A 23,661-nucleotide genomic window follows, 5' to 3' on the forward strand; every position below is an offset into this window, starting at 1 on the left:
AGTGGACAGGGGAGAAGAACGCAGATGCGCAGGTTGCGGGTCGGGCCGAGGCACGTCACCGACGGCGTCGATCCCGCCGCGGATGGCGGCGCCGGGACGGACCACGATCCGGTCACCGGTGATGGGAACCGCGGCGCCGGCCGTGCCGCCGGCACCCGCGATGCCGCGGTGGCGCGGGTCGGGCCGGGGGCGTTCACGACCGTCACGGCCGCCTTGCGCGCGGTGACGGCCGGCGGCACGGTATCGATCGCCCCCGGCCGTTATCCCGAGCGGCTCGTCCTCGACCGGCCGGTGCGGCTGGTCGCCGAGCGGGGGCCGGGGACGGTGTGGCTGAGCGGGCCGGACCCGGTGGTCGTGAGCGCGGCGGCCGTCACCATGACCGGTGTCGGGCTGATCGTCGTCGCCGCCCAGCCCGACACCGCCGCGCTGTTCGTCGGTTCCGGCGACGTCGAGCTGACCGACTGCGACATCGTCGGCGGGCGGGTGGAGGTCGCCGACGGCAGGGCACGGCTGCGGGCCTGCCGGCTCGCCGGCGCCGACCTGGCCGGGCTGCACGTGCTGGGTGACTCCCGCGTGCTCCTCGACAGCTGCGTCGTCGAGGGCGTCGCCGGGACGGGCCTGGTGGTCGGCGRCACGGCCACCCTTGAGCTCGTCAGCACCCGGGTCAGCCGGGTGAGCGGCTCCGGGCTGCGGGCCCGGGACGGCGCGACGCTGCTGGCGCGGGACTGCGAGATCAACCGTGCCGGGCGCAGCGGGCTGCTCGTCGAGGGAGGCGCCACCGCGACGCTGACAGGCTGCCAGTTCCTGTACCCGGGTGCGGAGGGGGTGCGCCTGCTGGGCTCGTCCCCGCTGGCCGCCGCACCCGCGCCCGCCTACGCCGAGGCCGAGGCCACCGACGCGGACGATGCCGACGGCACCGAGGACGCGGGCGATGCGGGCGGCGGTGTGCGTCTCGTCGAATGCGAGGTCGTCCACGCGGGCGCGGACGGGCTGCTCGTCGAGGGTGCGGCCCAGGCCGCGCTCACCCGGTGCCGGATCCGCCGCCCCGCCCAGGCGGGCGCGGTCGTCACCGGCGCCGCGGTCCTGCGCCTGGCGGAATGTGACGTCGACACCGCCGGAACCAGCGGGGTGGTCGCCCGTGACCGCGGGGCCCTGGACGGCGAGAGCCTCACGGTGCGCGGCAGCGGCGCGAACGGAGTCTTCGCCAGCGACGCGGCCCGGGCGGCGCTGCGGGACCTGACCGTCGAGGAAAGCGGCTACAGCAACGTCCATCTCGGCGGCGACGCCCACGGTGAGCTGACCGCCGCCCGGCTGCGGGGGACGCGCGAGCACGGCCTGCACCTGGCGGGCGCCGCGGTCGCCCGACTGACCGCGGTCACTGTCCGGGGCAGTGTCATGTCCGGCGTCCACGCCGAGGGCACGGCGGCGCTGGTGGCCACCGGCTGCGAGCTGGACGACAACGCCACCGGGCTCACCGTGGCCACCGGCACGACCGTCACCTGTACGGACTGCCGGATCACCGGCGGGTCCGGAGCGGGCGTGCAGATCGGCGTCGACGCCGAGGCCACGTTGCGTGCCTGCCGGGTCGAGCGGACCGGTACGGCCGGCGTGGTGCTGGCCGGCCGGGCCCGCACCCTGATCGAGGACTGCCGGATCGAGGACACCAGCGGTTCAGGCCTGGTCGTCTGGACCGGCGCGGCTCCCGACGTCCGGTCGACCCGGCTGCGCCGGCCGGGCAAGAACGGCCTGTTCGTCGGCGACGGTGGAGCGGGCACGTTCGAGCGGTGCGAGATCGCCGGCTCCGCCTTCCCCGCGGTGCACATCGGCGCCGGCGCCCGGCCCAGGCTCGTCGGCTGCCGGATCGCGGACTGCGAGACGGACCTGAGCCTGGCCGAGGGTGCCGAGCCGCACTTCGAGCGCTGCGAGACCGACGGCGTGCGCCAGTCGCACCTGCCCGGCACGGGCCGCTCCGGCCCCGGCGCCACCGCGGCGACCGCCATCGGCGCCGCCACCGCGCTCGGCGGGGGAACTGCCAGTCGCGCCGGCCTCGGCGCCGGCGGGGACGGCGCCGAGGCCGGGTCGCAAGCGGCCGAGACCCTGGAGGACCTGTTGGCCGAGCTCACCGGGCTGGTCGGCCTGGACCGGGTCAAGCAGGACGTCGGCGCGCAGGTCAAGCTGATGCAGACGGTCCGGCGCCGGCAGGAGGCCGGCCTGCCGGCGCCGCCGCTGAGCCGGCACCTGGTGTTCGCGGGCAATCCGGGGACCGGGAAGACGACGGTGGCACGGCTGTACGGCCGGCTGCTCGCCACGCTCGGCATCCTCGAGCACGGCCACCTGGTCGAGACCGACCGCTCGGACATGGTGGGCGAGTACGTGGGCCACACGGCACCGAAGACGCAGGCGGTCTTCCGGCGGGCGCTGGGCGGTGTGCTGTTCGTCGACGAGGCCTACTCCCTCGTCCCGCACGGGCTGGGGAACGACTTCGGCCAGGAGGCCATCGCCACCCTGGTCAAGCTGATGGAGGACCACCGGGACCGGATCGTGGTCATCGTGGCCGGCTATCCGGTGGAGATGGGCCGGTTCGTGTCCTCGAATCCGGGGCTGGCCTCACGCTTCTCCCGCACCCTCACCTTCGAGGACTACAGCTCCGCGGAGCTCACCCGGATCGTGGCCAGCCAGTGCCGCCAGCACGAGTACCAGCTCCCCGAGCCGACCGTCGCGGCCCTGGACACCTATTTCGAGGCGCTCCCCCGCAACCGTGGTTTCGGTAACGGCCGGCTCGCCCGCCAGGTTTTCCAGCGGATGACGGAGAACCAGGCTCAGCGCGTCGCGGAGCTCGCCACACCGACGACGGAGGATCTGCTGCGGTTGGATCCCGTGGATCTGCCGAGCGATGGCACGGAGACCTGAAAGGACCACGCCAGGAATTCATGCCGGGAAATATCTTCTGAACAGAAAATGACCGTAGGACACCCGCCAGAAAAACAGGATGCCGTCTCTTTCGCCGGGGGACGAATTGCACGGAAAACGGTAATCTGGCTACACGACCGGTCGCGAGCATCCGGCGGTGATGTCCTTCCCCGGCGAGGAGGGCCTGGAATATGGCGAGCCCGTCCGGCGGCACGGCGTCACCCGGCCGGGAGCCCGCGGCCCGGTTCGTCCGGACCCTCTTCGACGAGAACTCCGCGGACCTGCTCCGGTATGTCCGGCGGATCAGTCCGGAGGATCCCGGCCGGGCCGAGGACCTGGTCCAGGAGACGTTCCTGCGGGCGTGGCGGCACCGCGACGGGCTCTCCGCACACGGCAGCGCCCGCGCCTGGCTGTTCCGAGTGGCCCGCAACCTCGCCGTCGACTGGCACCGCCGCCAGGCCGTACGCCTCGGGGAGTCCGAGGCGCTCGGCGAGGACAGCGCCCGGATGACCGACCCGCTGGCGGAGGACAGCCTGGAGGCCGTGCTGCTGCGCACGGACCTGGTCGAGGCACTGCGGACGCTCTCCGCCGCACACCGGGAGGCACTCGTCCACCTGCACCTGTTCGACCGCACCCAGTGGGAGACCGCCAGCCTGCTGGACGTCCCTCTCGGAACGGTCAAGTCCCGCCACCACACGGCCGTGCGGGCGCTGCGCCGAGCACTCGACCAGCGCGGGATCAACGGCCACTGACCGCCGTGGCGTGCCTTCAGCCGGCGAGGGCCCGCCGCGCGCGCTGAACGGCCGGATCGGGCACGGGGATCGCGTCGACCAGGCGGCGGGTGTAGTCGGCGCTCGGCCGGCGCAGGACGTCGGCCGCCGGGCCGACCTCGACCACCCGGCCGTGCCGGAGCACCGCGACCCGGTCGGCGACCTCATCGACCACCGCCAGGTCGTGGCTGATGAAAAGGCAGGCGAAGCCGTACTGCTCCTGCAGGTCGCGGAACAGCCGCAGCACGGCGGCCTGCACCGAGACGTCGAGGGCGCTCGTCGGCTCGTCGGCGACGAGCAGCTGCGGGTCCAGCGCGAGCGCGCGGGCGAGCCCGGCCCGCTGGCGCTGCCCGCCGGAGAGCTCGGCCGGGCGCCGGTCGGCGTAGGACGCCGGCAGCTGCACCGATTCCAGCAGCGCGGCCACCCGCGCGCGGGCCTGCCGGCCCTGGGCCCGGCCGTGCACCTCCAGCGGCTCACCGACGGCGTCGCCGACGGTGCGCCTCGGGTCGAGGGTGGTCGCCGGGTCCTGGAACACCAGCCCGATCCGCGCGCGCACCTCACGCAGCGCACCCGCCGACAGCTTCCCGAGGTCGGCGCCGAGCACCTCCGCCCGCCCCGCCTTCGGCCGGAGCAGGCCGACGACGACGCGCCCGAGCGTCGTCTTGCCGGAGCCGGACTCGCCGACCAGGCCGAGCACCTCGCCCGGCGCGAGGGAGAGCGTGACCCCGTCGACCGCGGTGAACGCCGGACGTCCCAGCCGCCCGGGGTATTCGACGACGACGTCACGGAAGTCCACCACCGGCGGCCTCACCGCACCCTGCGGTTCCGCGGCGCCGCGCGGCTTCACCGCACCCCGCGGTTCCGCGGAACCGCTCCGCTTCACCGCGGCCTCCGGCTTCGCGGGCTGCGACCGCGCCGAATCGTCATCCCCGGACGCCTCTCCGTCCGCGTTCGAGGTCGTGGGGACGCGGGGGACGGCCGCGAGCAGCTCGCGGGTGTAGTCCGCCTGCGGCCGGGCGAACAGCTCGAGGACCGGGCTCGTCTCGACAACCCGCCCGGAGCGCAGCACGACCACCCGGTCGGCGAGGTCCGCGACGACACCCATGTTGTGGGTGATGATCAGAACGGCCCGGCCGAGGCGGTCACGCAGATCATGCAGCAGGCCGAGGATCTCGGCCTGCACGGTGACGTCGAGCGCCGTGGTCGGCTCGTCGGCGATGATCAGATCCGGTTCGTTGGCCAGTGCGAGCGCGATCACGACCCGCTGCTTCTGGCCGCCCGAGAGCTGGTGCGGGTAGTAGCCCACCCGCTTCTGGGGCTCCGGAATGCCGACGAGCTCCAGCAGTTCCACCGCACGGCGCCGGGCGTCGGCCCGCTTCACCTTCCGATGCGCGCGCAGCGCCTCACCGATCTGCCAGCCGACGGTCTCGACCGGGTTGAGCGCGGTCGAGGGCTCCTGGAAGACCATCGCCGCCCGGCTGCCACGCACCGAACGCAGTGCCTTCTCGTCGAGGCCGAGCACCTGCTGGCCGGCCAGATCGATGCTGCCGGTGGCCCGGGCCGTGTCGGGGAGCAGGCCGAGCACCGCCTTCGCCGTCAGTGTCTTGCCCGAGCCGGACTCGCCGACCAGGGCGACGATCTCCCCGGGCGCGACCTCGAAGGACACGTTGTCGACCGCGCGCGGGTGGACGACGGCGGCGGGGAACTCGACGGTGAGTTCCCGGACGCTCAGAATCGGTGTGGCCACGTCGTTCTCCTGTGCGGGGTCTGCGGTGCCGACCGTTGGACGCGGGACGTGGTGGCGCGTCATCCGATGCGCCTGCGTGCGCCGACCGCCTGGGCGATCAGCTGGAAGCCGAGGACGAAGCCGGTGACCAGCAGCAGCGGTCCGACCGCCTGCATGGGCGCCGTGTCCAGGTCGGACACGGCGTCGGCGATGATGGTGCCCAGCGACGGCTCCGGCGGGCGCACACCGATCCCGAGGAAGCTCATCGCGCTCTCCAGGAACACCGCGATCGACATCGACAGCGCGAGCTGGACGAACAGTGGCTCGGCCGAGTTCGGCAGGATGTGCCTGCGCAGAATCCACCACCGCGAGGCGCCGATGGCCTCCGCGGCCTCCACGAACGGCAGTTCCCGCAGCGTCAGGATGGACGAGCGCAGCAGCCGCCCGAAGTACGGGATCTCGACGGCCACGACGACCACGAAGATCGGCGTGATGCCGGCGCCCAGGATGGCGGTCACCCCGATCGCCAGAATGATCGGCGGGAACGCCAGGATCACGTCGAAGACGCGCTGCACGGCGACGTCCGCCGGCCGGATCAGCGCCGCGAGCGTGCCCGCGGCCGTGCCGAGCAGCGCACCGAGCGGAACGGCGACGAACACCACCAGGACGTCCACTCGGATGCCGTAGAGGGCGCGGGTCAGCACGTCCCGGTTGACCTCGTCCGTCCCGAACGGGTGCCTGCCGCTGGCTGGGAGGAGGTTCGCACCGGGGATCTGCTCGGTCGGGCCGTAGGGGGTCAGGACCGGGGCGAACAGGCCGAGCAGCAGGATGGCGCCCACCAGCAGCAGACCGAACAGGCCGCGCCCGTGCAGGAGAACCCGCCGGCGGCGCGGGACGGCCGCGACCACCGCCACGTCCTCTGCCGCAGCCGCAGCCGCAGCCGCTGCCACTGCCGCTGCGGGCGCGGGTGCGGGTGCGGGTGCAGTCGGGAGTTGCTGCTCGGGGTCCGTGGGCGCGTCCGCCGCGGGCCTGGTGGGCGTCTGGATCGTGTCGGTCACTGGGCACCTCCGATGCGCACGCGCGGGTCGAGAAGGGCATGGACGAGGTCGGTCAGCAGCTGGATGACCACGAAGATGAAGACCGACAGCAGCAGAAGCACCTGGACGACCGGGTAGTCACGCCGGCCGATCGCCTGTTCGATGAGCTGGCCGATCCCGGGCCAGGCGAAGATCGCCTCGACGAGCACGGCGCCGCCGAGCAGGCTGCCGGCCTGCAGGCCGATCACGGTCACGGTGGTCGGGAGCGCGTTGCGCATCGCGTACCGCAGCAGCAGGCGCCGGCGCGGGACGCCCAGCGCGGTGGCGGTGAGGATGTACGGCTGGCGCAGCTGCGTCCGCAGCGTCTCGGCGAGGAAACGGGACAGCACCGCCGACACGGGCAGCGCCAGGCAGAGCGCGGGCAGCACGAGGTACTGCGCCGTGATGTCCAGGCGGGCGAACATCCCGTCCGGCGGAACGCCCGCGCTGGGCAGGACCGGGAAGATCACGGTGAACAGCAGCACCAGCAGAACACCGCTGACGAATGTCGGCAGCGCCACCGAGATCGTGTTCACGACCGTGATCGCGCTTTCCAGCCAGCGGTTTCGTGTGGTCGCCCAGATCGGCCCCACGACGATCGCGATGAGAATCGCCAGCAGCAGTGCGCTGAGCGTGAGGATCACGGTGTTACCGAAGCCGTCGGCGACGAGCGAGGTGATCTCGCCGCCGACGCTGTAGGACTGGCCGAGATCGAAGGTCAGCACGTTTCCGATCCAGCTCAGGTACTGGGACGGCATCGACTGGTCGAGGCCGAGGTCGTGCCGGATGGCGGCGACGGCCTCGGGGCTCGCGTCGGATCCCGCGAGGCTGGTCGCGGGATCCCCCGGTATCAGCCGGATGATCGCGAAGATCAGCACCGACGCCAGGAAGAGCACGAGCACCGCCGAGGGCACGCGCCGGACGAGATAACGCAACAACGAATGCCTCCGGGGCTCGATTCGGTACCGGTCGGGTCCAGGCTGATCCGGATCGGGATCCGGATCGGGGTCGGGGATACGGCCCGGTCAGGCGAGGTAGGCGTTGGTGACGTCGAGCTCCCAGCGCTTGGTGTACGAAAGCCCGGACAGCCGGCTGGAGCTCACCCACTGGAAGGGAATGACGCCGATCTCGACAAGGAACAGCGCCTCGAGCAGCTCGTCGCTGACCTTGGCGTATTCGGCGATGGCGGCGTCCGACCGGCCGTCGGGCTGCTTCCAGGCGGCCTGCGACGAGGCGGTGTAGTCATCGGAGGTGAAGTGCGAGGCGTTGTGCAGGGCGTTGAACGGATACGCGCTGACAACCAGGGTCGAGGGCGTGTACTGCGCCCAGGAGTGGAACGTCGTCCACAGGCCCTTGAACTCGGCGCCGATGAGCTGCTTGACGAAGGTCGCCGCGTCGACCGGCTCGAGCTCCACCTTGATGCCGACGGCGGCGAGGTTCGCCTGGACGATCTGGGCCGTCGCCGCGTAGACGGGAAGGGCCGTGTTGTAGGTGTAGGGAATCGTCGGCAGTGTGCCGATCTGCGCGACGAGCTCCTTCGCCCTGGCCGGGTTGTACGCGTACCGCTTGTTCTTCTCGGCGTCGTGGGCGACCGAGTACTTCGGCCACGGCAGGTTCGTCGCATAGCCGTTGCCGCGGAAGACCTCGGAGATGATCCGGTCACGGTCGATCGCGTATGCGATCGCCTGGCGCAGCCGGACGTCCCCGAGCGCGGGCGCGGTCACGTTCGTCCCCACGTAGATCTGCTGCTCGGCGCCCTCCAGCGTGGTCTTGCTGAACTTCCTGGTGTCCTTGCCCAGTTCCTCGGTGTCCCGCGGGCTGACTCCCTCGGCGAAGTCGATCTGGCCTGACTTCAGCTGCGCGGCGATCGCGTTGGTGTCGGGGACGATGCCGATGCGGACCCCGTCGAGGTAGGGGCGGCCCGGCTGCCAGTACTTCGGGTTCTTCTCGAAGACCAGCGAGGAGTTCGGCGTCCAGGACTTGAAGGTGAACGGCCCGGTGCCCACGAATCCCTTGCCCGTCTTGATGTCCTCGACGCTTTCGCTGTCGATGATGAACACCGTGTCGAGCAGGTCGAAGATGTTGCCCAGCGGGTGCGCGAAATGCAGCACGGCCTGGTGCGGGTCGGTGGTGTCGACCGAGGTGACGGCCTGGGCGGTGCTCTGCATCTGGCCCTGCGCGTGCCAGCTCGCGTCGGCGTACGCCTTGATCGAGAACTCGACGTCCTTGGAGGTGAAGGCCCGCCCGCTGTGGAACACGACGTCGTCGCGCAGCTGGAGGGTGAGGCTGAGCCCGTCGGCGCTCGCCGTCCACGACTTCGCCAGCCGCGGCTTCGGCTCGATGCTGTCGTTGGGGTAGCGGGTCAGGCTCTCGTACACCAGCCCGATCAGCGCGGTGATCGCCGTGTTGGAGTTGGTGAAGAGGTTCTTCGGGATCAGGTCGTCCGGAATCGCGGCTTTGAGGGTGCCACCGGCCTTGGGCGTCGGACCGGCGCTCGCGCCGCTGCCCGCCTCGTCCACCGCCGACGAGCAGGCGGCGAGGAGCAGTGCGCCGCCGGCCCCGAGGCCGGCCAGCAGGGACCGACGCGAGATGCCGTTATTTTCCATCGACATTGTAGGGAATCTTTCGTCACGATGCCAGGGCAGCAAGCCAGCATGAAGGCGGAGGCCCGCTCAGCCCGAGGCGACGCGACCGAGACGGGCCGGGAGGACGGACAGCCCGGGTGCCGCGCGGCCCACGATCAGGCTCGCGGCGGTGGTGCTCCTACCGACAGGATCGACGGAGGTCCCACCGATGACAGCGCCGCCGACAACAGCACCGCGGCACGGGCCAGCACGCGGCATCGGCGACATCGATCACGCCGGCATACAAACGCCGCAGCACCGGAAGAGTCAACCTGCATGACCGCTTTGTTGCCTACTTCACTTTACCCATCAGTCCGATCGAGAAGGGGTTGTTAGCTCGGTACCGTCCCCCCAACCAGGACCGGGCATCCCATCAGGAAGGACCAGCGGAGATGACCACACAGCTGCGCGCGTACCGGGAGACTGCCGCGGTCACCGGGTACCGTTCGATCACCGTCGACCGGGTCTCGGCGAACATCGGCGCCGTCCTCGGCGGTGTCCGCATCGGCGGCGACCTCGACGCGGCGACCGTCAGCGAGATCAACCGTGCGCTCGTCGAACACAAGGTCGTCTTCCTGCGCGGCCAGCAGCATGCGGACGACACGACCCAACGTGCCTTCGCCAGCCTCCTCGGCACCCCGACCCTGCCCCACCCCACCGTCACCGGGGCCGACAACTCGGTCCTGCCGATCGACGCGGCCGAGGGCAAGGCGAACTCCTGGCACACCGACGTGACCTTCGTCGACCGCATCCCGTCCGCCAGCGTGCTGCGGGCGGTCACGCTACCGCCCTACGGCGGCACCACGACCTGGGCGAACACCGCCCACGCCTACGCCACGCTCAATCCGGCGCTGCAGGCCCTCGCCGACCGGCTGTGGGCCGTCCACTCGAACCTCTACGACTACGCCGCCGAGCGCACCGAGAAGGCGATCGGCGGCGTCGACGTCAAGGAGGAGGCGTACCGGGCCGAGTTCGGCCACATCGAGTACGAGACCGAGCACCCCGTCGTGCGGGTCCACCCGGTGACCGGCGAGCGCAACCTGCTGCTCGGCCACTTCGTCCGCCGGATCGTCGGCCTGTCCACCCGCGACTCGCAGGACATCTTCAACCTGCTCCAGCGGCACGTCATCCGGCTGGAGCACACCGTCCAGTGGAGCTGGCGCGACGGCGACATCGCCATCTGGGACAACCGGGCCACCCAGCACTACGCGATCGCCGACTACGACGACCAGCCTCGCCGCCTGCACCGCATCACCCTCGCCGGCGACATCCCGGTCAGCGTGGACGGCACGCCCAGCCGCCCGCTCAAGGGCGACGCCTCACACTTCTCCCCCATCGCGGCCTGACCCACACCCGGCCCTCACCAGCTGGAGCCGCCAGCCCGCGAACGACGCCGAGCCGACAGCTACGCCTGGCCTGGTGGGCCTGGTCAGACCACCGGCCAGGTACACCGGTCACGCGCGGCGGAAAATATCAGCTCGACGTCGTCAGCCGTCCACTGGCCCGCGACGCCGTCAAAGGCCTGGCGCAGATCGTCGTGGTGCGCCACGAGGACATCCGTGAGCGACGGAACGACCGTCAGGCTCTCCGCCTCGACGAAGGCCAGCACTCCGGCGACACCGACACCGAAACCGCAGGCGCGACTCAGCGCCTCGGACGCACGCACCGCCTCGGCCCTGGCTTTCAGCACATACGGATGAAACCCGTCACCCACCCGCACCGCGTCGTCACCCACCCATATCCGGCGACCGCGATGATATTTGGTGTTGATGGTGAAGACGCCACCCGGGCCGATGAGAAGATGGTCGATATCGACGTTGCGCGGTAACGGAATCGAATGCAGCAGCCGCCAGCCCCGGGCCGTGAGCGGCGCCAGCTCCGCCGCCACCATCTGCTCGCCGGCGAGCCCCGTGCGCCAGCTTTCCGTCTCCGGCCGGGCGCGCCGCAGCAGGCGGTCCGCAAGCGCCCGCCAGAACCCGGGCCGCAGCTCGCGAAGCTTCGCGCTGATCGCTTCGCCGGGACGGTGGGCCGCAAGGTCCATCGGGTGCGCCATCGCCGCCGGGAGGTTCACGGCCGCGGGGTCGGCGAGGCCGTCCGGCTCGACAGGGGTGACGGGGGTGACGGCGGTGACGGCGGTGACGGGCGCCGCGGGCGCCGACACACTCACCCCGTGGGCCTCGAGCACCGCCAGCACCGCGTCACGATCCACCTCGTCGGCCAGCATCGTGAGTTGACCGGTCAGATGGTCGAAGCAGGCGACGCTCGTGCCGTCCAGACGATTCACATAGAGTCTGTGCTGCCCGTACCGTTTCCACAGACGCACCAGCAGCTCGTCCATGCTTCGCCCTCCAACAACAGCCCACGACACGGGCCGCGAATTCCGCCGTCTGATTCAACCCGGGGCTATCCGCGCAACAACCATGAACGGTCCGGCCGCATCACGTTATCCTCCCGGAGCCGGTGCAGGTGCCGAAGCGCCGATTTTCGCGCTGACCCGAAGCACGGCCTTCCCTGTCATCTCGGCCGCGACCCGCGGGCCGCGGCCTCCCATTCAGGCTGAAGCAACGAGTAGAGGATGCTGTCCCGCCAGGCACCGTTCGTGAAAACGTGATCCCGGATCCGCCCCTCCCGGGTGAAGCCCAGCCGCTCGACAACCGCGACGGACGCGAGGTTGTCGGGGCCGATCGCGGCACTGATCCGACGGAGATTCAGGACGCCGAAGCCAAGGCCGAGAACGGTGCGGACCGCGTCGGTGGCATGCCCACGCCCCCACTGGTCGGCGCGAATCGCATACCCGAGCTTGGCGGCGTGAACTCCCGCCAGACCGAGTCTCACGAAACCAACCAACGCACCGCCGTGATCGACGGCGAGATAGAACTCCGCCCGTGGCTCCCGGTGCGCGCGCTCAACAATGCCGGCGACCATGAATTCGGCCTCCTCGAGACTCTTCGCGTCGAAGGAGAGCTGGTCGGTGACCCGTGGATCGCCCACGATGTCGTGGGCACGCCCGGTGTCATCGCGGTCGAACTCGCGGAGTGTGACAGCGGCGCCGGCGATGCGCAGCGGATACCCGGGCTGCGGCGGATGCGGGGTTCTCACGGCCCTACCGTCGCAGAACGGTCACCGCGGTGCGGGTGAGGCGACCATGCCGTGCGGATCTAACGGCGGACGGCGTCGACGGCCTGCGGATGCCCCGTGCCGCCGGGCGCGGCGAGGACGCTCGGCCGCCAGGCGAACTCGGCCTCCGGACTGAACCGCTCCTCCAGACCGAGGGCGAGCCTGCGCAGCGCCGCCGCGCCGTCACCCTGCCACGACGTCCCGTGCATGACCGCGAGTGTTCGCGGCTCCAGCTCGGCGAGCAGTCGCAGGGTGGACGTCGCCGCCGTCAGGCAGGAGGTCTGCCGCAGGGCCGCTTCCGCGTCCAGGCAGCGTTCGACCAGGTCGGCCGGGTCGTCGTCGGCGACGGCGGGGCCGTCGCCGAGCTGGGCGAACAGATCCCCGCAGAACAGCGTCCGGGTGGTCTCCTCGAACAACACCCGGGAGTCCCAGCCGTGCGGTACGTGCGGCGTGTCGAAATGACGGGCCCGGCGGCTCACCTGCCGGTCACCGAGGTCGAGGACCTCCCCGTGCGCGAGCGAGCGCGGCGGGCGGTCCGCGAGGTCACGCAGCGAGATCTCGCAGCCCAGCTGGCCGTGCGCGACCTGGGCGCGGGGGGCCGCGGCCAGGAACTCGTTCATGGCGCCGGACTCGTCCGCCTCCAGGTGGCCGAAGGCGATCCAGCGCAGCCGCTCGACCGGCACCACCCGGGCCACCGCGGCGGAGACCTCCGGGAACAGCTGGCGCATACCGGTGTGGAACAGCAGCGGTTCCTCGGCGGCGATCAGGAACTGGTTGAAGGTGAACCCGGCCGGCCCGGCCACCTCGGGGAAGAAGGTGGAGATCCGGTAGACGCCATCGGCGATCTCGTCGACCTCTGTGCCCATGGCGCATCGTCCTCCACTCGCGAGCGGCCCACGACCCGGCCGGACGCTACCCGCGCACCTCGGCCCCCGCTACCGGGGGCCGATCGGATCGAGCCGCGGTGCCCGGGGTCGCGGGAGCAACGCACCGACCACGGTGATCACCATCCCGGCCCCGGCCACCCACGGGCCGGCGCTGTACTCCTCGACGTGGCCGTCGACCAGATCACGGCAGGCGAGAAGGTGGCAGACCACGGCCAGGCCGCCCGCGACGCCGGTGATCACCATCAACGCCCGCCGCAGCGGTCCGCGGGCGAACACGGCGGCCAGCGCCACGATCGGGACACCGAAGGCGGCGAAGAAGGCGCCGACGCCGAAGTATGGCCCGACGATTCCCGGCGCGTCCTCCACATATCGGTCGACGAGCACACGGATGTCTTCAAGGGATGCCGTCTCGCCCTCGTCGGAGAGCCAGGGCAGGGAGAACAGGCCGAGCATCATCGTGAGGGCGCCGAGCAGCACCACCGTGACGCCGGCGGTGCTCGGCCCGTCCCCTCCACCGCCGGCGCCCCCGCCCCCTCCCCCGCCCGCGCCGGGACCGGGGCCCGGGCGGAGCTGTGTCGGCCAGCCGGACTCCGGCCCGTGCCAGCCGCGACCGTCGTCGATCTGGTCCGTCCACCCGCTGCCGTCGAAATAGCGGTGGACGAAGCGCCCCTGCGGGTCGGGATACCAGCCAGGTGCGGCAGGCCCGCCGCCTGGTTCGGTCACCGGCCGCGGTTCGCAACCGTGCGAGGCGACATAGCGGCCGAGTGTAGGGCTGACGCGAGCCCGAAAACCCATCCTGGGATGGGGTGTCCGGATCCAACCGATCACGATTCGATCGCGAAACCCACTACGGACAATCCATAGATTGCGATAAAGCAATCAGAACAGCAGGGTGACGTCCCGACACGGCGCCGCGGTACACCGGCCGGTGCGGCGTGCGGCAGACGCGAGGGTCCGGAGAAAGGGAGGCTTCACGCGTTCCGGGCGAGCTCGGCCGGGGTGGGAAGTGGACGACCGTCGCGGGCACGGCGGCCGGCCGTGTGGACGGCGCCGACCGCGACCAGGGAGGCGGCTCCGCCGAACCACATCGTGGCCCGCGCGTTGACCGCCTCGGCCAGCGCGCCGACCAACAGCGAGCCCAGCGGCGTCGAACCGATCATGATCGTCGAGTAGATCGACATCACCCGCCCACGGAACGCCGGGTCGCTGCCGAGCTGGATCCGGTGGTTCGCCGCCTGCGCGAAGAAGATCACCGCGAACCCGGTGGCGAACAGGCCGACGGCGGCGGTCGCGAACGTCGGGGCCCAGCCGGTCAGCGTCATCACCACGCCGAGACCGAGCGCCGCGCCGTTGACCAGTTCCGCCGACGGCCGGGTGCGGCGCCCGGTCGTCACCAGCGCCGCCAGCAGCGACCCGCCGGCGAAGGCGGTGGTGAGCAGCCCGAACGCGGCGGCGTCCGTGTGGAACACCGTCCTGGCCAGCAGGGGCAGCGTGAGCTGGAAGTTCATCGCACACAGGCCGACCGCCCCGACGAGCACCAGCGGAAGCAGCAGGTCCTCGCGTGACCGCACGTAGCGCACCCCGTCGATGATCCGGGCCCGTGCCGCCGGGCGTGCGGACCGGCGCAGCTCCTCGGGACGCATCATGCGCAGCCCGACCACGGTCGCCAGGTAGCTCACCGCGTTGAGGAGCATCACCGGCCCGGCGTCGACGGCGGCGATCAACGCACCGGCCAGCGCCGGCCCCACCACCCGGGCGACGTTGAAGTACGCGGCGCTCAGCGCCGACGCGTTCGGCAGCAGCTCCGGCCCGACCAGCTCGCTGATGAACGCCATCCGGGTCGGGGTCTCCACCGCGCTCACCACACCCAGCGCCAGCGCGAACAGCTGGATCTGCCACAGGGTCACGCCGCCGCTGAGCACCAGCACCGCGAACACCGACGCCACCACACCGGAGGCGACGTTCGCCGCGGTGAGCAGGAGCCGCTTGTCGTAGYGGTCGGCGAGCCGGCCCCCGACCAACATCAGCAGCAGCGACGGGGTGAACTGCAGCGCGGTCACGACGGCCAGCGCACTCGCCGAGTCGTCGGTCAGGTCTAGCACCAGCCAGTCCTGGGCAACCACCATCATCCAGGTGCCGGCAACAGAAAGGATCTGCCCGGCGACGAAGAGCCGGAAATTGCGCACGCGCAGCGAACGGAACGGGTTCACGGTCCTCCTCCACGCGGCCGACCACCGCCGGCGGCGGGGGACGGCCGCCCGTGCTCCAGATCCTTCCCGAGAATCCCGCGTTCCCGGCCCGACCGGCCGGACGCCTGCGAAAGTCACATCACCGCGCCGGTCAGGACAACGCGACCAGGGCTCCGAGGGTGAAGCCGACCGCCGCGAGCCAGATCAGCGTCGGCAGCATCCGCATCAGACCCGCCAGAGCGGGCGCCGGGGTCCCGGTTCCGGCGGGAGCACCGGCCGGCTGTGACGGCGGTGCGCCCGCCGGGCCGGCCACGCCTCCGGGAGCCCCTGCGGACGCTCCGCCCCAGGCACCGGCGGGCACCGCCGGGGGTGGCGGCGCCATCCGTGCGCCCGGGCCGGCGAGAACGGTCTGGGCCTCGGAGTTGTCCTTCGTCGGCGGCGCCGGGCGAGCGCCGCGCGGCTCGGGATCAGGCTGCGGCTGCGCCGCCCACAGCACGATCCGCGGGCCGTTGCTGCCGCCGAGGTGAAGGACGACCTCGCCGTGGACGACCACCTGTCGGCTCCGGGTGCCGTCCCGCCAGATTCCGTTGGAGCTCAGGTCGCGGGCGATCCACCCGCCCGGCTCTGGGACAAGTTCGACGTGACGGCGGGAGACCTTGGTGTCGGTCAACGGGACGTCCGCCTCACGACCGCGGCCGATCACATGCGAACGGTCCGGGCTCAGTTCCACCGTGCCCGCGGGCGTGGTCACCCGGATGCTGGTCAGGTTCACGTGTCCGTCTCCCCTCACACGCCGAAGACAGCGCTGTCACGAACGGTCACATTGACCGGCGGCAACTGCTTCTTGGCAGGGCCGGCAACCGGCTGACCCGTGGAGGCGTCGAACCTGCTGCCGTGGCACGGGCAGATGATCTGCCCCTGGTCGACCGAGGAGACCGTGCACCCCTGATGCGTGCAGACAGCGGAGAACCCATGGACGTTGTCCCCGCCGTCCCTGGTCAGGACGATTCCCTCGTCGCGCAGGACCAGCCCTCCGTTCTGGGGTATGTCGGCGAGCTGGGCGAGTGGGCCCTGGGTGTCCGGTGCGGTCGCACCGCCGTTGGCCGCCGCGGTCACGGACTTGGCGTCCGCCGCGCTGCTGTTCGCCGTCACCCCGTAGCCTGCGGCGGCGGCGGCCACGGTCACCGCGAGCCCGGGCAGCACGGCACGACGTGTCGCTGCTTCCTGTGCCATGTCTCTGTCGGCCTCTCTCAGAACTTCGGGATGTCGGGACGGGTGAAGAACCACAGGGACGCGCTGAGCCAGAGCACGAGCAGGCACAGGAGAACCGCGGAGCCGAGGACCGGCAGGGCCCAGCCGGGCAGCCGCCGGGTCCGCAGGCCCAGCATCTTCGCGGCGTAGGCGCCGTAGAACCCACAGCCGACCAGGCTGTGGACGAGTGTGCGGGTCTCGTCGCTGGCGAACCCGAGCGCCCAGATGCAGTGCAGCGCGACGGGGAGCGTGAGCACGAAGGCCAGGGTGCCGCTCCACCGGTGCGTCGGGGCCGCCCAGGCCGGAGCGCTGCCAGCGCCGGGAAGCCGCCCCCACATCCACAGTGCGGTCGTGAGCTGCACGAGGAGCAGCACCGCCGCGGCGGTGGTGAGCCAGGCCTTCATCGGAAGCATTCCGGAGAAGCCGAGTGTGAACAACGGACGCGCCGCCGGGTCGTGGGCCTTCGCGTACACGCCCAACGAGAGCGCGACCGCCGCGCCTGCCAGCAGGGCCACGGCGAACCCGGCCCCGGCCGAGCGCGTGTTCTCCGCTGAGCGTGAGCCGTCGGTCTTGACGCCGAGCTCCATCCGCCCCCCTTCAGAAAAGGAACTTGTTCGGCGAACTATGCAGGAGAAGACCAACTCGAACGCAGGAGCGTCAATCGAACGACAGGCAAACGTAGGGAAAGAAAGGTGCCGCGGCGCCGGTGACCTCGGCGAGGCCCCGGAAGATCACCCAGCGCGGTCGGGTTGGTGTGCGGACCGGCGGCGTCCGGACCCCGCCCGCAGTTCCGCGACATAGCCGCGCAGCATGGTCTTCAGCGCACGGAGCAGCTCCTCGTCCCCGTTCGGGTCGGCCCGGAACGCCTCCTGGATGACCGCGTCGGTCGCCAGCTGCAGCACCTGGCTCACCCGTGGCAGGTCGTCGCCGTCGAGGCCGGTCACCTGCGCGACGAGGACGGCGAGCCGGCTGGCCATGGCCTGCTTGTGCGCGCGGTCGAGATCGCGGGTCTCGGCGGTCAGGTGCCGGCCGAACCACAGGGCACGGAACCCCGGATGGGTGCGGTAGAAGTCGGCGAAGGCGTCGACGGCGTCACCGACGAGGTCCGCCCGCCCCCACTCACCAGCTTCGAACGCGCCGATCAGGGCTTCGAGCTGGGCTTCGAGCAGGCCGAGGTAGTGCTGGGCCAGCGCCTCGATGACGGCACCGCGGTGCGGCAGGTAGCGGTACACGGTGCCGACGGAGATGCCGGCCTCGGCGGCGAGCCTGGTCGTGGTGACCGCGTCGGCGCCTTCGGTCGCCATGATCTGGTCGGCGGCGGCGAGCATCCGGGCCAGTTTCGCCCGGCCGCGGGCCTGCTGCGGTGTCGTGCGCAGCGAGGGGAGCCGTGCCGTGGCGAGGGCCTCGCCGTCGGGTGCCGTCATCGCCGTGTCGCCTCCTGATGTCCTGTCGCGTGTTCTGTGTGTCCGGTCGCGACCGATGTCCCGGTAGCACCGAATGACGTACTTGAAGGTGAATCACTTTCAGGTTAATGTCCCGCGCATCGTTCCGGCGAGGCCCAGCCCGGGACGGACCACCACCGACAGGACGCGCGATGAGCACTGCGACGTACACCGGCCGGTCGCCCCGCTCCGACGACCCGGCCATCGGGGTCGCCCGCCTGTGGCGGCGCGAGCTGGCCCACTTCCCCGCCCCGCGGGCCCGGCTGACCTACCTGTCGATCGCCGTCCTCACGACGATCTTGTTCTATTACCAGTACTACCTGATCAGCGGCGTCAGCGAGCAGGTGCTGCAGAGCACCGGGATGTCGTTCCGCTTCTTCGTCAACATCAACGTCGTCTCGGCGCTCGCGAGCGCGCTGACGTCGGTCGCCGCCGGGGTCTGTGACCGCTACGGGCGGGCGAACGTGGTGACCGTCGGGGTGCTGCTGTGCGCGCTGACCTGCCTGGTCGGTTTCCCTCTCGCCAGCGGCGCGTGGGCGGTCGCGGTCTGCTACACCCTGCTCGGCGCGTTCGAGGGCACCGTGCTCGTCGCGACGGCCGCCCTCGTCCGGGACTTCAGCCCCCAGGTGGGGCGCGCCACCGCGATGGGGTTCTGGACGATCGGCCCCGTCGCCGGCAGCCTCGTCACCAGCGCCGTGGTGAGCAACACCGCCGACGAGATCCACGACTGGCAGAACCAGTACGTCATCGCCGGGCTCGTCGGGCTCGGCGTGTTCGTCCTGTCGCTGCTGTTCCTGCGGGAGCTCGCGCCGGCGCTGCGCGATCAGGTGCTCGTCACTGAGCGCGACCGCGCGCTGGTCGAGGCGCGGGCCCGCGGGCTGGACGTCGACGCGGCGCTGCGCCGCCCCTACCGCCAGATGCTGCACGTCGACATCGTCGGCTCGGCGATCGCGATCAGCGTGTTCCTGTTCATCTACTTCGTCGCGGTCGGCTTCTTCCCGATCTTCTTCCAGACCGTCTTCGGCTTCTCCACCTCGCAGGCCAACGCGCTCGGGAACTGGATGTGGGGAACCCAGACCGTGGCGCTGATCCTGATCGGCCTGTGCTCGGACCGGCTCGGTGTGCGCAAGCCGTTCATGCTCGTCGGGGCCCTCGGCGCGATCGTCACCACGCTGCTGCTGATCGACCGCACCGGGCAGTCGGGGACGAGCTACTACACGTTCGTCGCGATCCTCGTGCCGCTCGGGCTTTCGCTGGGGCTGGCGTTCGGGCCGTGGATGGCCGGGTTCACCGAGACGGTGGAGCGGCGCAACCCGGCGCTCACCGCGACCGGCCTGTCGGTGTGGGGGCTGACGATCCGCACCGTGGTGACCCTGTCGACGTTCCTGCTCCCGTATGTCGTCACCACGGTCAACCCGCTGGTACAGGACGGACCGGCGGTGCAGGCGATCGTGGCGGGCACCGACCCACGCCTGGACGCGGCACAGAACGCCGTGGTCAAGGCCGTCGCCGCCGATCCCGGCATCGTCGACCGGGCGCAGACGCTGGCCGAGCGTTATCAGGCGGAGATCACGACGGCGGGCGCGCTGAGCCGGGCCACCCAGGAGGCGCTCACGGCGAAGCCGGACGATCTGATGGTCCAGGCCGGCGCCGTCGGCGAGCTGTCCGGGCGCAGCGTCGACGATGTGGTCCGCGCGGTACTCCTCAGCGAGTCGCACGTCGACGAGACCGCCGCGCTGCGGGCACTCGACCCGGCGACCCGCCAGGCACTGGTCGCCGACCCCGCCGGCACCAACGGCACCAACGGCACCAACGACCCAGCCGTACGGGCGAAGGCCGCCGACCAGCTCACCACCGGCCTGCGCCTCACCTCGGAGCAGGCGCAGACCCAGCTGACCGCCCTGCTCGCACTGCCCGGCGACGACCTGCGCTTCCTGGTCTCCGACGGCGTCGCGGTGCTGAAGTCCGCCGACGATCTGACGGCGCTTTCGGCGGTGCCCGCCGCCGACCTCGCCTTCCTCGACGAGTACGGCACCGTGCTGGAGAACCCGACGGTGCAGGACGTCCTGCGCTACCTCGAGAAGCAGGGCCCGCGGGTGCAGCAGGCCGCCGAGGACGCACCGGGCCAGTGGCAGACCTACTTCTGGATCGCGGTCGCCGGCGAGGTCGTGTTCATTCCGATGATCTTCCTGATGGTCGGGGCCTGGCGGCCGCGGACCGCGCGCCGGATCGCCGCCGAGCACCAGGCAGTCGTCGACAGCGAGCTCGCCCGCCTCACCGCCACCGCGGCCTCCCCAGCCACCGTGGCTTCCTCCCCGGCCACCGCGAGCACGGCGACCACCGCGGCGCCGGTCGCCACCCCCGCCACACCGACGACGGCTATGAATCCGCCCGCGGAGCAGCCGCAGGAGGAGGGGTAGATGTCGTCGACGGCTGTCGAGGCCGCCCGGGCCGAGATCGCGGCGTCCTGCCGGAGCCTGGCCGCCCGCGGCCTGGTCGTCGGCACCGCGGGCAACGTGAGCATGCGCGTCGGCGCGCGGCAGGTCGCGATCACCGCGACCGGGGCCCGGTTCGAGGAGCTGACCCCCGAGCAGGTCACCGTCGTCGACCTCGAGGGCCGGATCGTGCACGGCGGCCTGGCCCCGACCTCGGAGCTCGCCCTGCACCTGGGCATCTACCGCCGCTACGACCCCGGCGCCGTCGTGCACACCCACGCGCCGCTCAGCACTGCCGTCGGCCTGGTCGTCGACGAGGTCCCCTGCGTGCATTACCAGATGCTGCTGCTCGGTGGCAGCGTGCGGGTGGCGCCCTACGCCACGTTCGGCACGCCGGAGCTGGCCGAGGCCGTGCTGGCGGCTCTGGACGGACGGGCCGCCGCGCTGATGGCCAATCACGGCGCGGTCACCCATGCCGCCACTCTGCAGGGCGCCGTCGAGCAGACCGAGCTGCTCGAGTGGGCCTGCGAGCTGTACTGGCGCGCCGCGGCGATCGGCACCCCGAAGGCCCTGGGCACCGACGCGCAGCTGGCGGTGGTCAACGCCGCGACGCAGCGCGGCTACGGCACCACCCGATCCGCAGGCACCAGCCGATCCGCACATCCCACCGCAGCACGTCCCACCGCAGCCGAGGAGCGTCCATCCCGATGACCGCGACATCCGAGCTGGACGCACCGGGCGAGATGAACGTCGTGGCGCTCGGCGCACATGTGCTCGACACGCTCGTGCGCCCGGTCGAGGGCATTCCCGCCGGGCAGGACGGGCTGCTGGTCGACCAGATCAGGGTGTCCGCCGCCGGCCCCGCCGGGGGCACCGCGCTGGTGCTCGCCCGGCTGGGAGCGCGGGTGCGCAGCGCCGGTGCCGTCGGCACCGACCCGGTCGGGGACCAGTTGCTCGCCCTGCTGGGCCGTGCCGGGGTGGACACGTCGCTGATCGTGCGGCGCGACGGGGCGCAGACGTCCGCCAGCGTGCTGCCGATCCGCCCCGACGGATCGCGACCGGCCTTCCATGTGATCGGCGCCAACGGCACATACGGCCCGGACGACGCGCCGTGGGACGCCATCGCCGCCGCCACCCACCTGCATCTGGGCGGGCCGGAGTTCATGGGTGGGGAGGCCGCCGGCCGGATCCTCGCCTTCGCCCGCGAGCACGGCGTCACGACCTCGCTGGACTCGCTCGCTCCCGCCGACCCCGGCATGCTCGACTGGATCGCGGGCGCTCTTGGGCACGTCGACTACCTGCTGCCCAACGACGAGCAGGTCCTCGGCTGGACCGGCGAGCCCGATCTCGTCGCCGCCTGCCGGGCGCTGCTCGCCCGCGGCGTGGGCTGCGTGGCGGCCACCGCGGGTGCCGCCGGAGCCGTCGTCGTCACCGCCGACGAGGTGCACCGCGTCCCCGCGTTCGCGGTCGACGTCGTCGACACGTCCGGCTGCGGCGACTCGTTCTCCGCCGGCTTCCTGCGCGCGCTCGCGCTCGGCCGGGCGCCGCGGGAGGCCGCCGTGCTCGGCTGCGCGAGCGCGGCGTTCACCGCGGCCGGTCTCGGCACCGACCACGGCGACTTCGACCTGCGCACCGTCGAGGAGTTCGCCGCGACCGCCGCCACCGCGGCGCTGCCCGACGGTACGGCGCTGCCCGACGGTACGGCGCTGCCCGACGGTGCAGCGCTTTCGGGCGGTGCGGACGCGGTGCGGCCATGAGCAGCGGTACCACCGCCGGGACCGCCGTGGGCGGGACTCCGGTCACCCTGCCGAGAAGGGTCGACGTCGCCGTGATCGGCGCCGGCCTCGCCGGGCTGACGGCGGCGGACGCGCTGAGGGCCGCGGGCCGCGACGTCGTCGTGCTGGAGGCCCGTGACCGGGTCGGCGGGCGCCTGCTCAACCACGATCTCGGCGACGGGCAGGTCGTCGAGGCCGGCGGGCAGTTCGTCGGGCCCACCCAGAACCAGGTGCTGGGCCTGGCCGCCGATCTCGGCGTCGCGACGTTCCCCGCCTACGCCCACGGGGCCAGCGTGTACGTCCACCGTGGCCGGGCTCGCCGGTTCGGCGGCGACATCCCGCCGGACCCGCTGGCGCTGCCCGGCCTGGGGCTCGCGATGGCCCGGATGAACCAGCTGGCCCGCACGGTTCCGATCGACGCGCCGTGGACGGCCCGGCACGCCCGACGCTTCGACGCGATGACCTTCGCGACCTGGCTGCGGCGGGTCACGGCCGGCACCGGCGGGCTGGAACTGGTCGACGTCTTCCTCGGCTCGGCGTACGGCGGGACGGCGGCCGAGGCATCGCTGCTGTTCAGCCTCCACTACATCGCCGGCATGGGCGACGAGCGGCACCCCGGCACGATCGACCGGGGCATCGCCGGGGCGGGCGGCGCCCAGGAGCTGCGCTTCCACGGCGGCTCCCAGCTGCTGGCGCTGCGCCTGGCCGAACGGCTCGACGGGCGGGTGCAGCTCGGCACACCGGTACGTGGCATCGAGCAGGGCGACCGGTCGGTCACCGTGCGCTCGGAGCGCGGCACGTGGACGGCTCGGCACGCCGTGGTCGCGACCCCGCCGGTGCTCGCCTCGCGGCTCGCCTGGTCCCCGCGGCTGCCACCGCAGCAGGACGCCCTGTTCCAACGGCTGTCCTTCGGAGCGCTGGCGAAGTGCGAGGCCGTGTACGACGAGCCGTTCTGGCGGGCCGACGGACTCAGCGGCCAGGGGGTGTTCCGCGCCGGGTCGACGGTCTGCTCGATGTTCGACAACTCCCCGCCCGGCGACGGCGGCGGCGAGGGCGGCGGCCCGGGGGTGCTGATGGGGTTTCTCGGCGGCCCGCAGTGGCGGGCGTGGGCGCACCGCCCGGCCCGCGAGCGCCGCGGCGCCGTGCTGCGCGCGTTCGCGCAGGTCGTCGGCCGGCGGGCGCTGCGGCCCCGGTCCTACTTCGAGCAGGACTGGACGGCCGAGCCGTGGACCCTCGGCGGCCCCACCGCGGTCGCCGCCCCGGGGGTGCTGACCGCGTTCGGGCCCTGGCGGGACCGGCCGTTCGGCCGGGTCCACTTCGCCGGTGCCGAACACGCCGACTACTGGAACGGCTACATGGACGGCGCGGTGCGCTCGGGCCGGGACACCGCCCAGGCGATCCTCGCCGCCACGGACTGACCAAGGATCAGGTGCCACACCGCCAACCGCCCGGCAACCGC

General features: G+C 72.1%; 20 protein-coding genes. 7 read left to right on the top strand and 13 right to left on the bottom strand.

What is annotated here, in order from left to right; all coding sequences use genetic code 11:
* Positions 1-24: 24 nt before the first annotated feature.
* Positions 25-2,910, top strand: coding sequence for a right-handed parallel beta-helix repeat-containing protein (locus tag CcI49_RS44075; RefSeq protein WP_083749318.1), 2,886 nt, complete (start codon positions 25-27; stop codon positions 2,908-2,910).
* A 191-nt stretch (positions 2,911-3,101) separates the two neighbouring features.
* Entirely contained in the window at positions 3,102-3,662 is a 561-nt protein-coding gene (locus CcI49_RS05345) for a sigma-70 family RNA polymerase sigma factor (protein ID WP_054567630.1), read from the top strand.
* 16 nt (positions 3,663-3,678) lie between these two features.
* Here the strand turns inward: CcI49_RS05345 and CcI49_RS05350 are convergent, their stop codons facing one another.
* The 4 genes from CcI49_RS05350 to CcI49_RS05365 all read right to left on the bottom strand — a co-directional run bounded on the left by CcI49_RS05350 (position 3,679) and on the right by CcI49_RS05365 (position 9,094).
* Positions 3,679-5,427, bottom strand: a complete 1,749-nt coding sequence (locus tag CcI49_RS05350; RefSeq protein ID WP_076824958.1) for an ABC transporter ATP-binding protein — start codon at positions 5,425-5,427, stop codon at positions 3,679-3,681.
* A gap of 59 nt (positions 5,428-5,486) precedes the next feature.
* Positions 5,487-6,464: an ABC transporter permease gene (locus CcI49_RS05355; RefSeq protein WP_083749319.1), complete on the bottom strand. Its 978-nt coding sequence runs from the start codon at positions 6,462-6,464 to the stop codon at positions 5,487-5,489.
* Positions 6,461-7,420 carry an ABC transporter permease gene (locus tag CcI49_RS05360; RefSeq protein WP_076824701.1) on the bottom strand — a complete coding sequence of 320 codons (960 nt, stop codon included), beginning with the start codon at positions 7,418-7,420 and terminating at the stop codon, positions 6,461-6,463. The genes CcI49_RS05355 and CcI49_RS05360 overlap by 4 nt, the downstream gene beginning before the upstream one ends.
* An 87-nt stretch (positions 7,421-7,507) precedes the next feature.
* Positions 7,508-9,094: an ABC transporter substrate-binding protein gene (locus CcI49_RS05365; RefSeq protein ID WP_076824704.1), complete on the bottom strand. Its 1,587-nt coding sequence runs from the start codon at positions 9,092-9,094 to the stop codon at positions 7,508-7,510.
* Between the two features lie 404 nt (positions 9,095-9,498).
* On the opposite strand from CcI49_RS05365, the gene CcI49_RS05375 reads away from it, so the two are divergent.
* The gene (locus CcI49_RS05375; protein WP_076824709.1) at positions 9,499-10,452 is read left to right on the top strand and encodes a TauD/TfdA family dioxygenase; all 954 of its coding nucleotides are present in this window, start codon (positions 9,499-9,501) and stop codon (positions 10,450-10,452) included.
* Positions 10,453-10,535: 83 nt separating this feature from the next.
* Here the strand turns inward: CcI49_RS05375 and CcI49_RS05380 are convergent, their stop codons facing one another.
* The 9 genes from CcI49_RS05380 to CcI49_RS05420 form a co-directional block, all read right to left on the bottom strand.
* Positions 10,536-11,444 carry a nuclease-related domain-containing protein gene (locus tag CcI49_RS05380; RefSeq protein WP_076824711.1) on the bottom strand — a complete coding sequence of 303 codons (909 nt, stop codon included), beginning with the start codon at positions 11,442-11,444 and terminating at the stop codon, positions 10,536-10,538.
* 176 nt (positions 11,445-11,620) lie between these two features.
* A complete protein-coding gene (locus CcI49_RS05385) occupies positions 11,621-12,205 on the bottom strand; it encodes a GNAT family protein (RefSeq protein ID WP_116437337.1) in 585 nt (194 codons plus the stop codon).
* Between the two features lie 59 nt (positions 12,206-12,264).
* Positions 12,265-13,089, bottom strand: coding sequence for an MBL fold metallo-hydrolase (locus tag CcI49_RS05390; RefSeq protein ID WP_076824713.1), 825 nt, complete (start codon positions 13,087-13,089; stop codon positions 12,265-12,267).
* A 69-nt stretch (positions 13,090-13,158) separates the two neighbouring features.
* Positions 13,159-13,833, bottom strand: coding sequence for a DUF2510 domain-containing protein (locus tag CcI49_RS42445; protein WP_198955452.1), 675 nt, complete (start codon positions 13,831-13,833; stop codon positions 13,159-13,161).
* Positions 13,834-14,081: 248 nt separating this feature from the next.
* Positions 14,082-15,320 (bottom strand): MFS transporter, encoded by a 1,239-nt coding sequence (locus tag CcI49_RS05400; RefSeq protein WP_076824717.1) that lies wholly within the window; start codon positions 15,318-15,320, stop codon positions 14,082-14,084.
* A 130-nt stretch (positions 15,321-15,450) separates the two neighbouring features.
* Positions 15,451-16,071, bottom strand: coding sequence for an FHA domain-containing protein (locus CcI49_RS05405; protein WP_076824718.1), 621 nt, complete (start codon positions 16,069-16,071; stop codon positions 15,451-15,453).
* Between the two features lie 14 nt (positions 16,072-16,085).
* On the bottom strand, positions 16,086-16,532 hold the full coding sequence (locus CcI49_RS05410; protein ID WP_054567640.1) for a Rieske (2Fe-2S) protein: 447 nt from the start codon (positions 16,530-16,532) through the stop codon (positions 16,086-16,088).
* A gap of 17 nt (positions 16,533-16,549) precedes the next feature.
* A complete protein-coding gene (locus tag CcI49_RS05415) occupies positions 16,550-17,137 on the bottom strand; it encodes a DUF6529 family protein (protein WP_054567641.1) in 588 nt (195 codons plus the stop codon).
* A gap of 144 nt (positions 17,138-17,281) precedes the next feature.
* On the bottom strand, positions 17,282-17,974 hold the full coding sequence (locus CcI49_RS05420) for a TetR/AcrR family transcriptional regulator (protein ID WP_054567642.1): 693 nt from the start codon (positions 17,972-17,974) through the stop codon (positions 17,282-17,284).
* Between the two features lie 170 nt (positions 17,975-18,144).
* On the opposite strand from CcI49_RS05420, the gene CcI49_RS05425 reads away from it, so the two are divergent.
* From CcI49_RS05425 to CcI49_RS05440, 4 genes are read left to right on the top strand one after another with little or no spacing between them, the layout of a single operon-like run.
* Positions 18,145-20,412, top strand: coding sequence for an MFS transporter (locus tag CcI49_RS05425; protein ID WP_076824720.1), 2,268 nt, complete (start codon positions 18,145-18,147; stop codon positions 20,410-20,412).
* A complete protein-coding gene (locus tag CcI49_RS05430) occupies positions 20,413-21,138 on the top strand; it encodes a class II aldolase/adducin family protein (RefSeq protein ID WP_076824721.1) in 726 nt (241 codons plus the stop codon). It begins immediately after the preceding gene.
* Positions 21,135-22,184, top strand: coding sequence for a PfkB family carbohydrate kinase (locus CcI49_RS05435; RefSeq protein WP_076824723.1), 1,050 nt, complete (start codon positions 21,135-21,137; stop codon positions 22,182-22,184). The genes CcI49_RS05430 and CcI49_RS05435 overlap by 4 nt, the downstream gene beginning before the upstream one ends.
* On the top strand, positions 22,181-23,620 hold the full coding sequence (locus tag CcI49_RS05440; RefSeq protein WP_076824725.1) for an FAD-dependent oxidoreductase: 1,440 nt from the start codon (positions 22,181-22,183) through the stop codon (positions 23,618-23,620). Before CcI49_RS05435 ends, CcI49_RS05440 begins: the two co-directional genes overlap by 4 nt.
* Positions 23,621-23,661: the final 41 nt, after the last annotated feature.

The sequence above is a fragment of the Frankia sp. CcI49 genome (assembly GCF_001983215.1).
In the GTDB taxonomy this organism is placed as follows: Bacteria; Actinomycetota; Actinomycetes; order Frankiales; family Frankiaceae; genus Parafrankia; species Parafrankia irregularis.

What these genes read in the sequence shown, in the direction of transcription:
- CcI49_RS05345 (WP_054567630.1), top strand. Translation starts at nt 3,102, where the DNA reads ATGGCGAGCCCGTCCGGCGGCACGGCGTCACCCGGCCGGGAGCCCGCG.
- CcI49_RS05365 (WP_076824704.1), bottom strand. Translation starts at nt 9,094, where the DNA reads ATGTCGATGGAAAATAACGGCATCTCGCGTCGGTCCCTGCTGGCCGGC.
- CcI49_RS05375 (WP_076824709.1), top strand. Translation starts at nt 9,499, where the DNA reads ATGACCACACAGCTGCGCGCGTACCGGGAGACTGCCGCGGTCACCGGG.
- CcI49_RS05380 (WP_076824711.1), bottom strand. Translation starts at nt 11,444, where the DNA reads ATGGACGAGCTGCTGGTGCGTCTGTGGAAACGGTACGGGCAGCACAGA.
- CcI49_RS05390 (WP_076824713.1), bottom strand. Translation starts at nt 13,089, where the DNA reads ATGGGCACAGAGGTCGACGAGATCGCCGATGGCGTCTACCGGATCTCC.
- CcI49_RS05410 (WP_054567640.1), bottom strand. Translation starts at nt 16,532, where the DNA reads ATGGCACAGGAAGCAGCGACACGTCGTGCCGTGCTGCCCGGGCTCGCG.
- CcI49_RS05415 (WP_054567641.1), bottom strand. Translation starts at nt 17,137, where the DNA reads ATGGAGCTCGGCGTCAAGACCGACGGCTCACGCTCAGCGGAGAACACG.
- CcI49_RS05420 (WP_054567642.1), bottom strand. Translation starts at nt 17,974, where the DNA reads ATGACGGCACCCGACGGCGAGGCCCTCGCCACGGCACGGCTCCCCTCG.
- CcI49_RS05425 (WP_076824720.1), top strand. Translation starts at nt 18,145, where the DNA reads ATGAGCACTGCGACGTACACCGGCCGGTCGCCCCGCTCCGACGACCCG.
- CcI49_RS05430 (WP_076824721.1), top strand. Translation starts at nt 20,413, where the DNA reads ATGTCGTCGACGGCTGTCGAGGCCGCCCGGGCCGAGATCGCGGCGTCC.
- CcI49_RS05435 (WP_076824723.1), top strand. Translation starts at nt 21,135, where the DNA reads ATGACCGCGACATCCGAGCTGGACGCACCGGGCGAGATGAACGTCGTG.
- CcI49_RS05440 (WP_076824725.1), top strand. Translation starts at nt 22,181, where the DNA reads ATGAGCAGCGGTACCACCGCCGGGACCGCCGTGGGCGGGACTCCGGTC.